At 66.7% G+C, this 15,597-nt stretch carries 19 protein-coding genes and 1 pseudogene; 7 read left to right on the top strand and 13 right to left on the bottom strand.

The features are described from left to right. Window positions 1-100 precede the first annotated feature (100 nt). On the bottom strand, window positions 101-1,153 hold the full coding sequence (locus tag K678_RS14650) for an extracellular solute-binding protein (protein ID WP_021133252.1): 1,053 nt from the start codon (window positions 1,151-1,153) through the stop codon (window positions 101-103). A gap of 3 nt (window positions 1,154-1,156) precedes the next feature. After that, a complete protein-coding gene (locus K678_RS14655) occupies window positions 1,157-1,567 on the bottom strand; it encodes a metallopeptidase family protein (RefSeq protein ID WP_021133253.1) in 411 nt (136 codons plus the stop codon). A gap of 88 nt (window positions 1,568-1,655) precedes the next feature. Here K678_RS14655 and K678_RS14660 point away from each other — a divergent pair, with 88 nt between their 5' ends. After that, window positions 1,656-1,946 carry a 4a-hydroxytetrahydrobiopterin dehydratase gene (locus K678_RS14660; protein WP_021133254.1) on the top strand — a complete coding sequence of 97 codons (291 nt, stop codon included), beginning with the start codon at window positions 1,656-1,658 and terminating at the stop codon, window positions 1,944-1,946. Between the two features lie 19 nt (window positions 1,947-1,965). Here the strand turns inward: K678_RS14660 and lysA are convergent. The 9 genes and pseudogenes from lysA to pip form a co-directional block, all read right to left on the bottom strand. Further along, window positions 1,966-3,236: pseudogene (lysA, locus tag K678_RS14665) on the bottom strand (diaminopimelate decarboxylase). Then, a complete protein-coding gene (locus K678_RS14670) occupies window positions 3,233-3,442 on the bottom strand; it encodes a hypothetical protein (RefSeq protein WP_021133257.1) in 210 nt (69 codons plus the stop codon). The pseudogene lysA and the gene K678_RS14670 overlap by 4 nt, the downstream one beginning before the upstream one ends. Next, window positions 3,439-4,854 carry an argininosuccinate lyase gene (gene argH, locus K678_RS14675; RefSeq protein ID WP_021133258.1) on the bottom strand — a complete coding sequence of 472 codons (1,416 nt, stop codon included), beginning with the start codon at window positions 4,852-4,854 and terminating at the stop codon, window positions 3,439-3,441. Before argH ends, K678_RS14670 begins: the two co-directional genes overlap by 4 nt. Window positions 4,855-4,934: 80 nt before the next feature. Then, complete coding sequence (locus tag K678_RS14680; RefSeq protein ID WP_021133259.1) at window positions 4,935-5,759, bottom strand: hypothetical protein; 825 nt, start codon at window positions 5,757-5,759, stop codon at window positions 4,935-4,937. A 6-nt stretch (window positions 5,760-5,765) separates the two neighbouring features. After that, a complete protein-coding gene (gene pgeF / locus K678_RS14685; RefSeq protein WP_021133260.1) occupies window positions 5,766-6,536 on the bottom strand; it encodes a peptidoglycan editing factor PgeF in 771 nt (256 codons plus the stop codon). Beyond that, window positions 6,533-7,624, bottom strand: coding sequence for a class I SAM-dependent methyltransferase (locus K678_RS14690; RefSeq protein WP_021133261.1), 1,092 nt, complete (start codon window positions 7,622-7,624; stop codon window positions 6,533-6,535). Before K678_RS14690 ends, pgeF begins: the two co-directional genes overlap by 4 nt. Before the next feature lie 129 nt (window positions 7,625-7,753). Then, window positions 7,754-8,560 carry a prolipoprotein diacylglyceryl transferase gene (gene lgt / locus K678_RS14695; protein ID WP_021133262.1) on the bottom strand — a complete coding sequence of 269 codons (807 nt, stop codon included), beginning with the start codon at window positions 8,558-8,560 and terminating at the stop codon, window positions 7,754-7,756. After that, window positions 8,557-9,543 carry an ADP-glyceromanno-heptose 6-epimerase gene (gene rfaD, locus K678_RS14700; protein ID WP_021133263.1) on the bottom strand — a complete coding sequence of 329 codons (987 nt, stop codon included), beginning with the start codon at window positions 9,541-9,543 and terminating at the stop codon, window positions 8,557-8,559. The genes lgt and rfaD overlap by 4 nt, the downstream gene beginning before the upstream one ends. A gap of 117 nt (window positions 9,544-9,660) precedes the next feature. Further along, window positions 9,661-10,602 (bottom strand): prolyl aminopeptidase, encoded by a 942-nt coding sequence (gene pip, locus K678_RS14705; protein ID WP_021133264.1) that lies wholly within the window; start codon window positions 10,600-10,602, stop codon window positions 9,661-9,663. A gap of 153 nt (window positions 10,603-10,755) precedes the next feature. On the opposite strand from pip, the gene K678_RS14710 reads away from it, so the two are divergent. The 5 genes from K678_RS14710 (at window position 10,756) to rlmH (ending at window position 13,083) form a co-directional block, all read left to right on the top strand. After that, window positions 10,756-11,058: an STAS domain-containing protein gene (locus K678_RS14710; protein ID WP_021133265.1), complete on the top strand. Its 303-nt coding sequence runs from the start codon at window positions 10,756-10,758 to the stop codon at window positions 11,056-11,058. 43 nt (window positions 11,059-11,101) lie between these two features. Next, window positions 11,102-11,566, top strand: coding sequence for a J domain-containing protein (locus K678_RS14715; protein ID WP_021133266.1), 465 nt, complete (start codon window positions 11,102-11,104; stop codon window positions 11,564-11,566). Window positions 11,567-11,569: 3 nt separating this feature from the next. Continuing rightward, on the top strand, window positions 11,570-12,199 hold the full coding sequence (locus K678_RS14720) for a nicotinate-nucleotide adenylyltransferase (protein ID WP_021133267.1): 630 nt from the start codon (window positions 11,570-11,572) through the stop codon (window positions 12,197-12,199). Window positions 12,200-12,277: 78 nt separating this feature from the next. Continuing rightward, window positions 12,278-12,625 (top strand): ribosome silencing factor, encoded by a 348-nt coding sequence (rsfS, locus tag K678_RS14725; RefSeq protein WP_269210528.1) that lies wholly within the window; start codon window positions 12,278-12,280, stop codon window positions 12,623-12,625. Beyond that, entirely contained in the window at window positions 12,625-13,083 is a 459-nt protein-coding gene (gene rlmH, locus K678_RS14730; protein WP_021133269.1) for a 23S rRNA (pseudouridine(1915)-N(3))-methyltransferase RlmH, read from the top strand. The genes rsfS and rlmH overlap by 1 nt, the downstream gene beginning before the upstream one ends. Window positions 13,084-13,097: 14 nt before the next feature. Here rlmH and K678_RS14735 read toward each other — a convergent pair whose 3' ends face one another. Together K678_RS14735 and K678_RS14740 are read right to left on the bottom strand one after the other, a co-directional pair. After that, window positions 13,098-13,658 (bottom strand): HNH endonuclease, encoded by a 561-nt coding sequence (locus K678_RS14735; protein ID WP_021133270.1) that lies wholly within the window; start codon window positions 13,656-13,658, stop codon window positions 13,098-13,100. Window positions 13,659-13,735: 77 nt separating this feature from the next. Next, a complete protein-coding gene (locus tag K678_RS14740; protein WP_021133271.1) occupies window positions 13,736-14,416 on the bottom strand; it encodes an alpha/beta hydrolase in 681 nt (226 codons plus the stop codon). Window positions 14,417-14,537: 121 nt separating this feature from the next. Between K678_RS14740 and gluQRS the strand changes: the two genes are divergently transcribed. Continuing rightward, window positions 14,538-15,359 carry a tRNA glutamyl-Q(34) synthetase GluQRS gene (gene gluQRS / locus K678_RS14745; RefSeq protein WP_021133272.1) on the top strand — a complete coding sequence of 274 codons (822 nt, stop codon included), beginning with the start codon at window positions 14,538-14,540 and terminating at the stop codon, window positions 15,357-15,359. Window positions 15,360-15,597: the final 238 nt, after the last annotated feature.

Here is a 15,597-nt window from a genome sequence, read left to right on the forward strand (position 1 = left end):
GCCACCCGCGACGAAGCGCGCGATCTCCATGAAGAAGGGGTGGCGGTGCAGCCGCTCCCCTGGATCGGCGACGCCAATTAGGGGCTGCCGAACCGCTCCCTCATTCCGGCTGGCGAATCCGCTGCCAAAGTTCATCGTGGCGGCGGTGGATGTCCGGCCCGCAGGCGACGAGGAAGCCGACCTTGGCTGGCCACGGTGCCACCAGTTCCGGTGCCGCCAGCACCTCGGGCTTCAGATGCGCCTCGGCTCCCCGGATCATCGTTGCGAACCCGTTATAGTTGGTGTCGAGCGCGGCATTCTCGGGCCGCAGCATGAAAGCGACGAATTTCAGGGCATTGGCGCGGTTGGGCGGGTGACGCGGCACCGCGATAACGTCGGTCCAGACCAGATTGCCTTCGCGCGGATAGGCGAAGGCCAGGGTCGGCCGGGTCTCGCGGGCGCGCATCGCATCGCCGCTGGTGGTGACGGCTAGGGCCAACGTCTCGTCTTGCAGCGCCGCAACGACCTGATCGACCGGGATCAGCCGGGCGCGGGCCAAGAGCGGCCGCAACAGGGCGACGGCCCGGTCAAGCCGGGCGGGATCGGTGGAACAACGCGGTTCGCCCGCCTGGATCAGAGCCAGACGCAGCATCGCCGAATCGTCCAGTACGCCGACGCGGTGATCCAGATCGGCGGGGGGCGAGAACAGCAGGGACAGGCTGTCGATGTCGCCCTTGTGAATCGAGCTATCGACGGCAAACGAGATCGTCCCCCACTGATGGGGGATCGTGTATTCGTTGCGGGGGTCGAACGAGCGCGACCGCCAGGGATCTTCGATATTCCAGAATCCAGGCAGGCGGTCGGCCCAGATTCGTTCCAGACCGCCTTGGTCGATCAGCCCGGCAACGTGATGATCGGCCGGGAAGGCGATGTCGAACCCGGAGGCCCCGCCGCTGAGACGGCGGATCATCCCGTCTGAATCGGCGACCTCGGTGAGGTGGACGGCAATGCCGGTTTCCCGCTCGAAGCGGGTAACCAGATCGGGCGATAAGGTCGCGGTGCGGGCCAGCACACGAAGCTCGCTTGCGGCCCAGGCCGGACCGGGCAGCATCGTCAGCATCGCGAGGAGAAGCAGAACGAGACCCGCCGCTTTCCCTCGGCGCGGCGGACTCATCCTTTAGACCTCGTCCTCGATTCGGCTCATGTCGTCGTCGGACAGGCCGAAATGGTGGCCGATTTCGTGGATCAGGACGTGGCGAACCAGGGTGGACAGGTCTTCGCCGGTTTCGCACCAGTAATCGAGGATCGGACGACGGTAGAGCAGGATCATATCGACCGAGCCCGGCACACCGCCAAAGGCGTGAATGTCCATCGCCGAGCCGCGATAGAGGCCGAGCAGATCGAACGGGCTTTCCAGCTCCATTTCGCGTTCGACATCTTCGTCGGGGAAGTCCTCGACCCGGATCAGAACGTCGGCGACGTGACGGCGCAGTTCCTCGGGAATCTCGGCAAACGCCGCCGCCGCGATGGTGTCGAGATCGGCAAGCGAAGGCGGCGCGGCGTGGTGCGGGATCAGTCTGCTCATCATGGCCTTAAGTTTATCGTGTCCTTGCCGAGGGTGCCAGCGTCACCCATCTATCAGGTGGTTCGCAACTTTTGGGATAGGAGGCCCGCTGATGAGTCCCGTACTGGCCGGTGCCGACCGCGCCGCCGCCTTGGCCAGCCTGTCCGGCTGGGTCGAACGCGACGATGGCAGCTCTCTGTTCCGCGAGTTCGTGTTTCGCGATTTCGCCGAAGCCTTCGCCTTCATGACGCAGGTGGCGTTGGCCGCCGAGCGGTTGGAGCATCACCCCGACTGGACCAATCGCTGGAACCGGGTCGAGATCACGCTCTCCACCCATGAATCCGGCGGCCTGACCGAGCGGGATATCGCGCTGGCCCACGAGATCGACCGCGCCGCGTTATAAAGGCGGCGCGGTCCCAGCCTTAGCCGTTCTGCCAGTCGGGCAGGCGGTCCTGGGCGATCATCTCCTCGTAACTGGGGCGGGCCCGCACCAATGCGTAGCGGTCGCCCTTGACCATCACTTCGGGCACCAGCGGCCGCGAATTGTAGGTCGAGGCCATCGCCGCGCCATAGGCGCCCGCAGTGCCGAACACCAGCAGATCGCCCGCCTCGACCGGGGGCAGAGCGCGCTGACGGGCGAAGGTGTCGCCGGTCTCGCACACCGGGCCGACGATATCGACCGGGGCGGTCGCGGCATCGGCGGCGGGTTCAACCACGGGCCGGATCGCGTGATAGGCATCGTAGAGAGCCGGGCGTATCAGGTCGTTCATCGCCGCATCGACGATGACGAAGGTGCGGGTGGCCCCGCTCTTGACCCGCACCACCGACGAGACCAGCAGACCGGCATTGCCGACCAGCAGGCGGCCGGGCTCGACGATGAAGCGGCAACCGAGATCGCCCAGCGTCTGGGCAATCGCTTCGGCATAAGCGGCGGGCGAGGGCGGGGTTTCGTCCTCATAGGGCACGCCCAGACCGCCGCCGAGATCAAGGCGGCGGATGTCGGTGCCATCGGCGCGCAGATCGCGGACCAGATCGCGCAGGCGCAGGAAGGCTTCGCGGAACGGGCCGATCTCGGTCAATTGCGAGCCGATATGGCAGGCCACCGCCACCGGAGCCAGTCCGGGCAAGGACCGGGCAATCGCATAGACCTCGCGCACGCGGGTCCATTCGATGCCGAACTTGTTTCCTTCTTGCCGGTGGTGATCTTGGCGTGGGTGTTGGCATCGACGTCGGGGTTGACCCGGATCGCCACCTCGACCATCCGGCCCGCCGCCGCCGCCAGTTCGGACAGCATCAGCAATTCCGGTTCGGACTCGACGTTGATCTGCATGATCCCGGCCTCGATGGCAAAGGCCAGTTCCTCACGCGATTTGCCGATTCCGGAAAAGACGATCCGTCCGGCGGGAACGCCCGCCGCCAGGGCCCGGCGCAACTCGCCCTCGCTGACGACGTCGGCCCCGGCGCCCAACTGGGCCAGGGTGCGGATCACCGCCAGATTCGAATTGGCCTTGCAGGCGAAACAGATCGTCGTGTCCAGCCCCGCCGTCGCCAAGGCCTCGGCGAGAACGGTGTAATGGCGTTCGATCGTCGCGGTCGAATAGCAATAAAACGGGGTGCCGATCGCGGCGGCGATCTCGGGGATCGCGACCCCTTCGGCGAACATCACGCCGCCCTGATACTCGAAATGATTCATCGTGTCTGGTCCGTTTCTGGGGTCGGCGGCGGGGCCGCCTCGCCGTCCCGGGGCGCCTGTCGGCGGGTGGGATAGGGCGTGTAGGGATAGGTGGTCGGGAAGGTCGCGCCGTCCGGCTGGTCCGGCTTGCCCTTGCGGCCGCAGGCGCTGAGGACCGAAGCCCCCAGTCCGGCGGCCAGAAGTCCAAGCAGGCCGCGCCGGGTCATCGCGTCTCCTCCGCCAGCCGGGCCCGGGCCTCGGCGATCGCGGCCCGCACCCGCACCGGGGCGGTGCCGCCCTGGCTGGTGCGGCTGGCGACCGACGACGCGACGGTCAGCACCGCCTTGGCATCCTCGGTGATGCCGGGCTCGATCGCCCGCATCTCGTCGAGCGACAAATCTTCCAGCCCGACTCCCTTGTCCTCGGCCAGCTTGACCAGCGATCCGGCGACATGGTGGGCGCGGCGGAACGGCATCCCCAGCGCGCGGACGCACCAATCGGCGATGTCGGTGGCGGTGGTAAAGCCCGCTCCGGCGGCGGCTGCCATCACCGCTTCGTTGACGGTGAGGTCGCGGATCATCCCGGTCATCGCCGAGATCGCCAGCTCCATCGTGTCGGCGGCCTCGAACACCGGCTCCTTATCGTCCTGCATGTCCTTCGAATAGGCCAGCGGCAGGCCCTTCATCACGATCAGCAGCGAAGATAGATCGCCGATCACCCGCCCGGTCTTGGCCCGGATCAGTTCGGCGGCGTCGGGATTGCGCTTTTGCGGCATGATCGACGAGCCGGTGGTGAAGGCATCGGACAGCGAGACAAAGCGGAATTGCGCGCTGGTCCAGATCACCAGTTCCTCGGCCAGACGCGACAGATGCACCGCACAGATCGCCGAGGCCGACAGGAATTCCAGCGCGAAGTCGCGGTCCGACACTCCGTCCAGCGAATTGCGCATCGGCCGGTCAAAGTCCAGGGCGCGGGCGGTGGCCTCGCGGTCGATCGGGAACGAGGTTCCGGCCAAAGCCGCCGAGCCCAGCGGGGATTCGTTCAATCGCTTGCGGGCGTCGGCAAGGCGGCTGCGGTCGCGGCCGATCATCTCGACATAGGCCATCAGGTGATGACCAAAGGTCACCGGCTGGGCCGCCTGAAGATGGGTAAAGCCGGGCATCACCGTCGCGGCATGTTCCTCGGCGCGGTCGAGCAGGGCTTCGACCAGATCCTTCAGCCCGGCTTCCATCCCGTCGATCGCATCGCGGACCCACAGGCGGAAATCGGTCGCCACCTGATCGTTGCGCGAGCGGGCGGTGTGCAGCCGTCCCGCCGGTTCGCCGATCAGTTCGGCCAGCCTTGCCTCGACATTCATGTGAATGTCTTCAAGCTCGGCGCGGAAGGGGAAGGTTCCGGCCTCGATCTCGGCCAGCACCGTGTCCAGCCCGCCCAGGATCGCCGCCGCATCCTCGGCGCTGATCATCTTCTGCGCGGCCAGCATCCGGCAATGCGCCTGCGAGCCTCGGATGTCCTGGGCATACAGGCGGCGGTCGAAATCGATCGAGGCGTTGATCCGCCGCATGATCGCGGCCGGGCCACCGGCGAAGCGGCCGCCCCACATTTTGGACGCGGCGGCCTTGCTGTCGTTGTCGGTCATGAGGATTCCGTGGGTCTGAAAACTGGCTGCCACCCTACACCCGCCGCTTCCGGGCGGGAAGGGGGCTGACAAAAGCGGGGTTACTTCCGTTTCGCGGCGCGGAGAAGTTCGTCGATCCCTTCGACGCCGCCCGCCGCGATGTCGGCGGCCAGCGATCCCCACGATCCGGCCAACCGTCCCTTCGGCACCGCGCCCTGCTGCGACACCCGCCCCACTTCGGCCCCGTCGGCACCGCCGACGATCCACACCATCGTCAGAGTCTCCTGTCCACCAGGGGCGGGGGTGACGGTGGCCTGGGACCGCACGACGAAATCGGCGGGGGCATCGCCCTCGACCGGCTTGAAGCCCGACTTTTCCAGCAGTCGCCGCAACGCTCCGCCCAGGGCGGTGTTGCCGTCGCCGGGCAGATCGGACGGCGGCACGACCCGCACCGTCGGCACTTGCGGCGGCGGCGGAGCCGGGGCGGCGGGCGGGGTGCCGCTCAGAACCGGGATCGTCTTGCCGACCAGTTCGGCCGCCAGACCGTCGATCAGACGGGGCGAGGGGGCTTTCCAGGCCTCGGCGGGCAGAGTCTGGATCAGATCGCTGGCGCTTTCCCCATCGGCGCGGAGCAAGCGCCAGCGCAGGCGGATCGACCCCGCGCTCTCTTCGGCGGCGGGGGCCAGCGTCCAGCCGCCCCCGCCGCCGCTGCGGGTGGTGGCGGGAATCTCGGCCTCAAGCAGGCGGCGGACCACTGCATCGGCCAGGGCGGTAGCGCGCGGCGACTCGTCGATCCGCTGCACTAGCACGGCGCGGGCGGCGGTCGGGGCCAAAGCGAGATTGGGGCCGTCGTGGCGGAACGGCTGGGGCACCTCGCCACAACCCACCAGCATCAGCAGCGGCAGAACCCCAATCGCGGCTCGCACGGGGGATCAGCCTTCCAGCAGGATGGTGGACAATTGCCGCCCGTAATCCGGCTCGCCCCGCAAGGTGGCGCGGCGATAGCTGAAAAAGCGGGTTTCGTCGCGGTTGGTGTCGGCGGGCACCCGCGACACCTCGGTCACGCCCAGCCGGGACAGCCGCCGCGAGACATAGCCCGGCAGGTCGAACAAATAGCGTCCCTCGGTAAAGGGCGAGGGCGCGAAGAAATCGGCGTTGATGATGTCGGCATCAATGAAGGGTTCGGGGAAATCGTGGCCGACTTCATAGCTGCGCTGGCCGATGCAGGGGCCGATCGCGGCAACGATGCGATCGGGCTTCGCCCCCAGGCCGATCATCGCGGTGACGGCATTGTCGAGCACGCCACCCAGCGCACCGCGCCATCCGGCGTGGACGGCGGCGATCACCCGGGCGCGACCGTCGGCCAGCAGCACCGGGGCGCAATCGGCGGTGAGGATGCCCAGCACCAGACCGGGGCGGTCGGTCACCATCGCGTCGGCGACCGGGGGATGGGCCGGGTCCCATCTGTCACGGACCACCACCACCTCGGCGGTGTGGGCCTGATGCAAGGTGCACAGCGCATCGGCGGGTTGATCCAGCATCGCCAACACCCGGGCGCGGTTCTCGGTCACTGCGGCGGGATCGTCCTTCGAACCGGGGCCACAATTGAGCGACCCGTAAATGCCGGTCGAAACGCCCCCTTCGCGGGTAAAAAAGCCGTGCCGCAGGCACGAAATCTCGTTCAGAATCGAAAGTGTGATCATGGGGGGGATGATCCTTGAGGCGCGTCTAAAGCAGAAAGCTTGGGTAAGGTTGGCGAAGCCAGGGCGAGAACACGAAACAGGGTGCCCATTTCGCCGGGATCGATCAAGCGCCGTGCACCGGCGGCCAGGGTTGCAGCCTGCTCGGGCGTCGCCGTCTGCATCAGCATCCGCGCCCGCTCTTCCAGCCCCATCCGGGACAGGAACAAACCCTGGGATACCGGCCCGTCAACCCGGGCTCCCGCCGCCACCGCCGCCGCCGCCAGCCGGGCGAAATCGACATGGGCGGTCAGATCGACATGGCCGGGATCGCTGAGGACCGGGTGATAGCGGTGACGGCGTACCGCCTGGAAGGTGTCGCCGAACCCGCCCGATTGGTGGCCATAATCGATGATCAGGGCGGCCCCGCTTGTGGTGGCCAGCCGTCGCCCTAGCCATCCGGCCAGGGCCAGACCGGCCTCACCGATTTCGGCGATCGCGCCGTCGTCGGCTGCGGCGGGCAAGTCGGCACGGTCGGTTTCCGCCCCGGTGACGAAGACAAAGCCGCCGTCCGGGCCCAGCCCGACAAGCCGTTCGCGCCAGACTCCGCCCTGGCGCTCGAACTGACGGATCGGCAAGGCGTCGAACAATTCGTTGGCGACGACCAGCAGCGGACCGGGGGGCAAATCCTCGACCCGCTCGACCCAGGCGACCTTGTGCCCGGCCAGAGTCTGGGCCTGACGGTTGCGCAATGCCGGGCTGGTCTCGACCAGCACCACGTCCAGCGCGGCGGCAAAGGGGGGACGGACCTGGGCGGTGCGCAGCAGATCGGCCATCAGCGTGCCGCGCCCCGGCCCGATTTCGGCCAGAACCAGCCGTTCGGGCGATCCCATCGCCTGCCAGGTCAACAGGCACCACAATCCGACCAGTTCGCCGAACATCTGGCTGATCTCGGGCGCGGTGGTGAAATCGCCGCCCAGCCCGAACGGGTCGTGCCCGGTGTAATAGCCGTGCTCGGGGTGACCCAGTGCCGCCGCCATGTAGTCGGCGACCGACATCGGCCCCTGTTCGCGGATCGTCTCGGCCAGAATGCGCGCCAATGCCTGGGTCATGATGTCACCTTGGCTCGTAGACGGGAGGATTTGTCCCCGTACCTGACCTCTTTGACTGTATCCAGCCGCCATTGCGGCGCCCGCCCGGTGAGGGGCAATACACCCGGCCAAGTCTTTGGCCGGGTGGTCTTACGCCGTGGCGGTCTTGCCCCGATAGGCGGCGGCGATCAGAGCGGCTCCCGCCAGTACCAGCGGCACCGACAGCAACTGGCCCATGGTAAAGCCACCCCACAGGAAGCCAAGATGGGCGTCGGGCTGGCGATAGACCTCGCCCACCATCCGGGCCAGCCCGTATCCGGCCAGGAACACCCCGGACAGCGCGCCGGGACGGTGGCGGATGCCGGTGAAGCGCCACAACAGGAACAGGGTCAGCCCCAGCGCCGCGCCTTCAAGCCCGGCCTGATAAAGCTGGCTGGGATGGCGTGGCTCGGGCCCGCCATGGGGAAATACCATCGCCCAGGGCAAATCGGGAGGGGCGACGCGGCCGAACAATTCGCCATTGATGAAATTGGCAATGCGGCCAAAGAACTGGCCGATCGGTTCGGCGCAGCAGATCGCATCGCCGATCAGGAACAGGTTGCGCCCGTTCTTCTTGGCGAACAGGACGATGGCCAGGATCACGCCCAGCGCGCCGCCGTGGAACGACATCCCGCCATGCCACAGCATCGGGATTTCCAGCGGATTGGCGAAGAAATAAGCGGGCTTGTAGAACAGGACATAGCCCAGCCGTCCCCCCAGGATCACCCCCAGCGTTGCCCAGACCAGGAAGTCATCGACCTCGGTCTCGCTCATCGCATGGGGCGGGCGGGCGGCCAGCGCCTTGACATAGCGCCAGCCCAGCAGCAGCCCGGAAATATAGGCCAGGGCGTACCAGCGGATCGCGAACGGCCCGAGTTGCAGCGCGACCGGGTCGATCTGGGGATAGGCGAAGCTCATCGGTACGAATCCGCGGCGGCCAGATATTGCTTCACATAGGTCTCGACGCCCTGCTCCAGCCCGGTGAAGGGGCGGTCGTAGCCCGCTTCGCGCAGCCGCTCCATCCGCGCCTCGGTGAAGTACTGGTACTTGTCGCGGATTTCGATCGGGGTGTCGCGGAACTTGATCTGCGGCTCGCGGCCGACCGACCGATAAACTGCGGTGGCAAGGTCAAGGAACGACCGCGCCTTGCCGGTGCCGACATTGAACAGGCCGTTGACCTGGGGATTGTCGTAGGCCCACATCATCACGTCGACGACATCGCCGATCCAGATGAAGTCGCGCAACTGGCCACCGTCCGGGTATTTCGGATTGTGCGAGCGGAACAATTGATAGGCCGCTCCGGCGACAGCGTGGGGGTAAATCTGGGCCACCACGCTCTGCTGGTTACCCTTGTGGTACTCGTTGGGACCGTAGACGTTGAAGAATTTCAGCCCGACCCATTGCGGCGGGCGGCGCGAGCCAACCGCCAGTTTGCGGGCAACGCGGCGGTCAAACAGATGCTTCGACCAGCCATAGGCGTTGAGCGGATGCAGCTTGGCCAGATGCTCGACCGAGGCATCATCGTCAAAGCCGTTGCTGCCGTCGCCATAAGTCGCCGCCGACGAGGCATAGATCATCCGCACGTTGTTCATCGCGCACCATTTCCACAGCGCGAGGGTCAACGAGAAATTGTTGGCGACGATCTTGTCGGCATCGGTTTCGGTGGTGGCCGAAATCGCGCCCATGTGAAAGATGACCTCGATGCTTTTGCGATTGGCCTCAAGGAAATCGAACAATTGCTCGGGATGGACGATGTCGGCCAGTTCGCGCTTGGCGATGTTGCGCCATTTGTTGTTGCTGCGCAGCCGGTCGCAGGCGACCAATTTGCCCGCATTGCGCTGTTCCAGCGCCGCCAGGATGTTCGACCCGATGAAGCCGGCGCCGCCGGTGACTAAAATCATCGCACGCTCCGCGACCTTTGGGGGACTCTCGCGGTTATAGGCCCGCCGCCGAGGCTTCCGCAAGCGGCGGAACCGTGACGGTGGTGTTTGGATGCCGTCGCCGCTTCGTCTGGGCCATTACACAATGGCAACGGCTTTCATTTGTTCGACCGCTTCGACCAGGGCGGCGCGCAACGGCGGCTCCATCGCGGCGTGACCGGCATCGGGGATGATCCGCAGCACCGCGCCGGGCCAGGCACGGGCCAGCTCATAGGCGGTGACCGGCGGACAGATCACGTCATAGCGGCCCTGGACGATGATCGCGGGAAGATGACGGATCGTTCCCATCCCGTTCAGCAATTGGTTGGGAGCCAGGAACCCGGCATGAGCCATGTAATGGGCTTCGAGCCGGGCCATCGACAACACGCCGGGGCCGACCGGGACGCCGTCATCGGGGCGGGGGACCAGCCGGGCGCAGGCTTCTTCATAGGCGCACCACGCCCGCGCTGCGGACAGATGGACCAGCGGATCGGGATCGTTCAGCCGGGCCTGCCACGCCGCCAGCGGGTTAGCCCGCTCGGTCGGCGGCAGATAGGTTTCAAAGCGCCGCCCGGCCTCGGGGAAGAAGTGGCCCATCCCGGTCATGAACCAGTCGATCTCGGCGGCGGAACACAAAAACACTCCGCGCAGGACAAAGCCCAGGCAGCGTTCGGGGAAGGCCTGACCATAGGCCAGGGCCAGGGTGCTTCCCCACGACCCGCCGAACAGCAGCCAGCGTTCGATACCGAGATGGACCCGCAAGGCGTCGAGATCGGCGACCAGATGGGCGGTGGTGTTGGCGACGATCGAGGCTTCGGGCTGCGAATGGCCGCAGCCGCGTTGATCGACCAGCACGATTTTCCAGAAGCTGGGGTCGAAAAAGCGGCGATAGGCCGGCTGGGTCCCTGCGCCGGGGCCGCCATGGACGAACAACACGGCGGGGCCGGACGGATTCCCCGAGACTTCCCAATAGATTTGATGGCCGTCGCCGACCGGCAACAGCCCGATCTGTCTGGGATCGATCGGCGCAAACAGCTCCATGACGCCTCGGCAAAGCGGAGGATGGTACAAAATAAGTATGACATGAGGACTGGGGGCGGACCAGACGTTGCCCGCACGAGAAGGGTGGAGAAGCCGACCATCTGCGGGCATACTCGGCCCCACGTCTTCCTTTCCCCCCCGAACCGAGGACTCATGAAGGCTCTTCTGTCCCACGCCGAGTCCGTCCTGACCGTCTCGCTCGACGGTTGCCTCGACCATACCGCTGGCAGTTCGTGCCAACAATTGATCGACGAGATCGCTCCGATCCGGGTCAGCCGGGTCGTCCTCGATCTCAGCCGGGTGCCCCGGATCGATTCGGTCGGGCTGGGCATGTTGCATCTGGTCCGCGATACCGTCACCGGCATCGGGGCACGGATGACCCTGCGCGGAGCCCCGCCGACTGTGCTGCGTCTGCTCGAACTGACCGGCAGCGATCAGGTGTTCGATCTGGAATGAGTGCCTCGCTTCTCTTCCGTTCCCCGTCTGCGCGGGGGTGCCGATGCTGGCCTGGATCATTCTAGGTGCGGCGGGGCTTCTGCTGGCCCTGGCCGGTCTGGGTTGGCTGACCCGCCAGCCGCCGGGAAAGGTCAAATCGGTGCTGATCGCCGTCGCGATGCTGACGGTGGCGGCGGTCGGGCTGGCGTTGGTGCTGAGCGGTCGGCTGGCCGGTCTGATTGCCCTGATCGCCGGTTTGTCGCCCTGGCTGTCGCGGGCAACCCGGCTGCATGGCTTCTGGCGGATGATCCGGGGACAGCGGCCCGCCGGGTCGGCTCCGCCGCCGCAGGGCGAGAGCGCGATGACCCGGGCCCAGGCGTTCGAGGTTCTCGGGCTGCCTCCTCATGCCGGTCCCGACGAAATCCGCGCCGCCCATCTGCGGCTGATGCGGGCCAACCACCCCGATCGCGGCGGCTCGACCTGGATTGCCGCCCGGCTCAATCAGGCCCGCGACCTGCTGCTGGGATAGGACATGGCACCGCTGTCTCCCCTTCCTCTGCCGCCCAATCCGCGCGGCAACCGTTGCCGGGCGCGGGTCGGGCTGCTGGGCGGCTCGTTCAATCCCGCCCATGAGGGGCACCGCCATGTCGCGCTTCAGGCGATGCGGCTGCTGGGTCTCGATCAGGTCTGGCTGATGGTCAGTCCGCAGAACCCATTGAAATCCGCTGCCGAAACCCGCCCGCTGGCCAGCCGGGTCTTGTCGGCTCGGGCGATCGCCGCCGGTCACCCCGGCCTACGGGTCACCGCGCTGGAAACCAGCCTGGGCACCCGCTTTACCGCCGATACCCTGGCCGCGTTGCTGCGCCGTTTCCCCCGAATCGACTTCGTTTGGCTGATGGGCGCCGACAATCTGGCCCAAATTCACCGCTGGACGCGCTGGACCACGATCTTTCGCACGGTTCCAGTTGCGATTCTGGCGCGGGAACCGTATTCTGAACCAGCCTTGGCCGCAAAGGCATCGCGGCGATTCGCCCGCTTCCGTTGCCCTTCGGGGGCGGCGCGCGGGTTATGCCGGAAGCAACTTCCCGCCTGGGTGTTTCTCCACATTCGGCGTCATCCCGCTTCCTCTACCGCGCTGCGAGCGGCCGCGCCCATTCCCTGATACAGGCCTAAGCGACAGGAGCCCGTCATTACCCAGCCTCTTCCTTCCGAGTCCACCCCGGCGACCGATCTGCTCGCCCTGGTCACCGCCGCTCTGGAAGACCTCAAGGCCGAAGACATCGTCACCTTCGATCTGCGCGGCCGCACCTCGATCGCCGATTGCATGGTGATCGCCAGCGGGCGGTCGTCCCGTCAGGTCGGTGCAATGGCCGATCATATCGGCCGGGCGCTGAAACAGGCCGGATATCACGTCTCGTCCGAGGGCGAGCCGCAGTGCGACTGGGTTCTGGTCGATGCCGGCGATATCATCGTCCATCTGTTCCGGCCCGAAGTCCGCGCCTTCTACAATCTGGAAAAGATCTGGGCTCGTCCGGCCGAGACCGCCGCTGCCCCCGCCCCGCGTCCCCAGGCCGCCCCGGCCGTCTGATGCGGGTGACCCTGGCGGCGGTGGGCCGGGTCCGTCCCGGTCCGGAGCTGGATTTGTTCCAGCAATATGTCCGCCGCCTGACCCCGCCGCTGATCCTGCGCGAGGTCGAGGAACGCCGACCGCTGCCGTCCGACCGTCTCAAGGCCCGCGAGGCCGAGCTTCTGCTCGGTTGCGTGCCGCCGGGCGCGGTGGCGGTGGCGCTTGACGAACGCGGCGGCGCGCTGGGCTCGATGGCCTTTGCCACCAAGCTGCAAGGCTGGCGTGACTCTGGCTGCGGCGATCTGGTCTTTCTGATCGGAGGCGCCGACGGCCATGGTGAGGCGGTGCGGTCGCGCGCCGATCTGCTGCTGTCGTTCGGTCCGATGACTTGGCCGCATATGCTGGTCCGCGCCCTGCTGGCCGAGCAATTGTGGCGGGCCCAGGCGATCTTGTCCGGCCATCCCTATCATCGGGCATAGCGCCCGCGCCCGGGTCAGAATTGCTCCAGCTCGGTATCCCAATAAAGGAAATCCCGCCAGGATTGGTGCAGGTAATTAGGCGGGAACGAGCGGCCGTTGACCTGAAGCTGAAACGTCGTCGGCTGTTCCGGCTTGGTCAGCAGGGTCATCCCGGCGGCGCGGGCCGAGCGGCAGCCCTTGCGCAGGTTGCAGGGCGAACAGGCGGTGACGACATTGTCCCAACTGGTCCGCCCGCCCCGGGCGCGGGGAATGACGTGGTCGAAGGTCAGTTCGTGGGTCGGGAAGGGGTGACCGCAATACTGACAGCTGAAGCGGTCGCGCAGAAAGACGTTGAAGCGGGTAAAAGCCGGTCGTCTGGCGGTGGGGACGTATTCCTTCAGCGAGATGACGCTGGGCAACCGCATCGTGAAGGTGGGGGAGCGGATTTCCCGGTCATATTCCGACACCACGGACACACGATCAGAGACCACCGCTCGGATCGCGTCTTGCCACGACCACAGCGATAACGGGAAGTAACTGAGTGGCCGAAAGTCGGCATTCAGCACCAGGGCAGGATGGCTTTCGAACGCGACCAAACGCCTCTCCCTTCACGGGTTGAGAGACGATAGCCGTTTTACCCCGGATAATCCATGTTAACGTCGTGACGTTTCCTTTAAGCTGGACAACCGAAGGTTTGGGCCAGGAAGGCTTGGGCCAGCCGGGCAACCGAATCATCGATGCCGTGACCCAGGTCGGGGCGGAGCTGGGCCAGCACCGGCACCCCCACCGCGGTCAGCGCCCGTTCGGCATTGGCCAGACTGGCGGGGTTGACCACTTCGTCATCCTCGCCGTGAACCAACAGCACCGGGGGGCGAACCGTGATTTCGGCTGCCAGTGACCCGGCATCGACCAGCGCCCCAGACAGAGAGATCAGCGCCGCCGGGGATTTTGCCCGGCGCAGGCCGACATGCAGCGCCATCATCGCCCCTTGGCTAAAGCCGATCAGGGTCAGATCGCCGTCGCCAACACCCCAGCGGGCCAATTGGGCATCAATATAGGCATCGAGACGGGGCGCGGTGGCGCGCAGACCGGCCGAGATCGCCGGAGCACTGCGGTCTTGCAGGCTGAACCATTGCCGCCCGAACGGAGCCAGATCGAACGGATCGGGCGCATCGGGGGCGACGAAGGCGGCGTCGGGGAGCACCGTGGCGAAGAACGGGGCCAGTTCGATCAGGTCAGAGCCATCGACGCCGATTCCGTGCAGCAGCACCACCAACTGCGCCGCCGGTCCGCCGGAGGCGGGGGCGACCTCGGGGCCGGTCAGCGGGGGCAAGGTCGGGGACAGATCGGTCATGACACCTCCAACGGGGCGCGCCCGATGTCCGGCCATGCTAGACTGGGCCGGAACCGGAACGGGAGCGTAATAAGATCACGCCCCCCCGCTCCCTGTGAAGGACCAATCCGCGCGTTCGCCCATGATCGTGACCCGTTTCGCCCCCAGCCCGACCGGAGAGCTTCATCTCGGTCATGCCTTTTCCGCTCTGACCGCCTTTGCGGCGGCACAAGCGGCGGCGGGCCGGTTTCTGCTCCGGATCGAGGATATCGATCAGGGCCGCTGTCGTCCGGCCTTCGCCCAGTCGATCCTGACCGATCTCGCTTGGCTTGGTCTGGTCTGGGAGCAGCCGGTGCGGCGGCAATCCGAGCATTTCGACGAGTATCGCTCAGCGCTTGATCGCCTCGCCGCCGAGGGCTTGCTCTATCCCTGCTTTTGCACCCGTAAGGATATCGCCGCCGCCGGTCAGGCCCCACACGGCCCCGACGGTCCGCTCTATCCCGGCACCTGCCGCGCCCTGTCCGAGCAAGAGCGGGCGGAGCGGTGCCAGTCCGGCCAGCCCTTCGCGCTGCGCCTCGATTGTGCGGCGGCGGTCCGGCGGGTCGGGCCGCTGGTCTGGCACGACCACGATGCCGGGGCGGTGGTTGCCCGCCCCGATCTGTTCGGCGATGTCGTGCTGGCGCGCAAGGATTGCCCGACCAGCTATCACCTCGCCGTCACCCTCGACGACGCCCGCCAAGGGGTGACGCTGGTGACACGGGGAGTCGATCTGTTCGAGGCGACCCATATCCACCGCCTGCTTCAGGCGCTGTTCGATCTGCCGGTTCCTGACTATCGCCACCACCCGCTGCTGACCGGCCCCGACGGCCGCCGTCTCGCCAAGCGTGATCACGCCCAGACGCTGCGCTCGTTGCGCGAACAGGGGTACTCTGCCGCCGAGGTGAGGGCCCTGGTGGGAGTGTAAATCGGACGTATTTCGGGGGCGTTTGCCCCCGCGCCCCCATCGGGAGGCAAGGCCTCCCGAACCCTCCTTATTTCTTATTCATTGAAATAAAAGAGAAAAGGGAGGCTTGGAGGCACTGCCTCCAAGCGGGTACGGGCGGCAGCCCGACCGCGTAGCGGAGTGACTCATGACGTGAGCCGATATGCCGGGGGCGTTTGCCCCCGCGCCCCCCATCGGGAGGCAAGGCCTCCCGAACCCT

The sequence above is a fragment of the Magnetospirillum fulvum MGU-K5 genome, from assembly GCF_000442515.1.
Taxonomy (GTDB): Bacteria; Pseudomonadota; Alphaproteobacteria; order Rhodospirillales; family Magnetospirillaceae; genus Phaeospirillum; species Phaeospirillum fulvum_B.

What these genes read in the sequence shown, in the direction of transcription:
- K678_RS14650 (WP_021133252.1), bottom strand. Translation starts at nt 1,153, where the DNA reads ATGAGTCCGCCGCGCCGAGGGAAAGCGGCGGGTCTCGTTCTGCTTCTC.
- K678_RS14655 (WP_021133253.1), bottom strand. Translation starts at nt 1,567, where the DNA reads ATGATGAGCAGACTGATCCCGCACCACGCCGCGCCGCCTTCGCTTGCC.
- K678_RS14660 (WP_021133254.1), top strand. Translation starts at nt 1,656, where the DNA reads ATGAGTCCCGTACTGGCCGGTGCCGACCGCGCCGCCGCCTTGGCCAGC.
- K678_RS14670 (WP_021133257.1), bottom strand. Translation starts at nt 3,442, where the DNA reads ATGACCCGGCGCGGCCTGCTTGGACTTCTGGCCGCCGGACTGGGGGCT.
- argH (WP_021133258.1), bottom strand. Translation starts at nt 4,854, where the DNA reads ATGACCGACAACGACAGCAAGGCCGCCGCGTCCAAAATGTGGGGCGGC.
- pgeF (WP_021133260.1), bottom strand. Translation starts at nt 6,536, where the DNA reads ATGATCACACTTTCGATTCTGAACGAGATTTCGTGCCTGCGGCACGGC.
- K678_RS14690 (WP_021133261.1), bottom strand. Translation starts at nt 7,624, where the DNA reads ATGACCCAGGCATTGGCGCGCATTCTGGCCGAGACGATCCGCGAACAG.
- lgt (WP_021133262.1), bottom strand. Translation starts at nt 8,560, where the DNA reads ATGAGCTTCGCCTATCCCCAGATCGACCCGGTCGCGCTGCAACTCGGG.
- rfaD (WP_021133263.1), bottom strand. Translation starts at nt 9,543, where the DNA reads ATGATTTTAGTCACCGGCGGCGCCGGCTTCATCGGGTCGAACATCCTG.
- pip (WP_021133264.1), bottom strand. Translation starts at nt 10,602, where the DNA reads ATGGAGCTGTTTGCGCCGATCGATCCCAGACAGATCGGGCTGTTGCCG.
- K678_RS14710 (WP_021133265.1), top strand. Translation starts at nt 10,756, where the DNA reads ATGAAGGCTCTTCTGTCCCACGCCGAGTCCGTCCTGACCGTCTCGCTC.
- K678_RS14715 (WP_021133266.1), top strand. Translation starts at nt 11,102, where the DNA reads ATGCTGGCCTGGATCATTCTAGGTGCGGCGGGGCTTCTGCTGGCCCTG.
- K678_RS14720 (WP_021133267.1), top strand. Translation starts at nt 11,570, where the DNA reads ATGGCACCGCTGTCTCCCCTTCCTCTGCCGCCCAATCCGCGCGGCAAC.
- rlmH (WP_021133269.1), top strand. Translation starts at nt 12,625, where the DNA reads ATGCGGGTGACCCTGGCGGCGGTGGGCCGGGTCCGTCCCGGTCCGGAG.
- K678_RS14740 (WP_021133271.1), bottom strand. Translation starts at nt 14,416, where the DNA reads ATGACCGATCTGTCCCCGACCTTGCCCCCGCTGACCGGCCCCGAGGTC.
- gluQRS (WP_021133272.1), top strand. Translation starts at nt 14,538, where the DNA reads ATGATCGTGACCCGTTTCGCCCCCAGCCCGACCGGAGAGCTTCATCTC.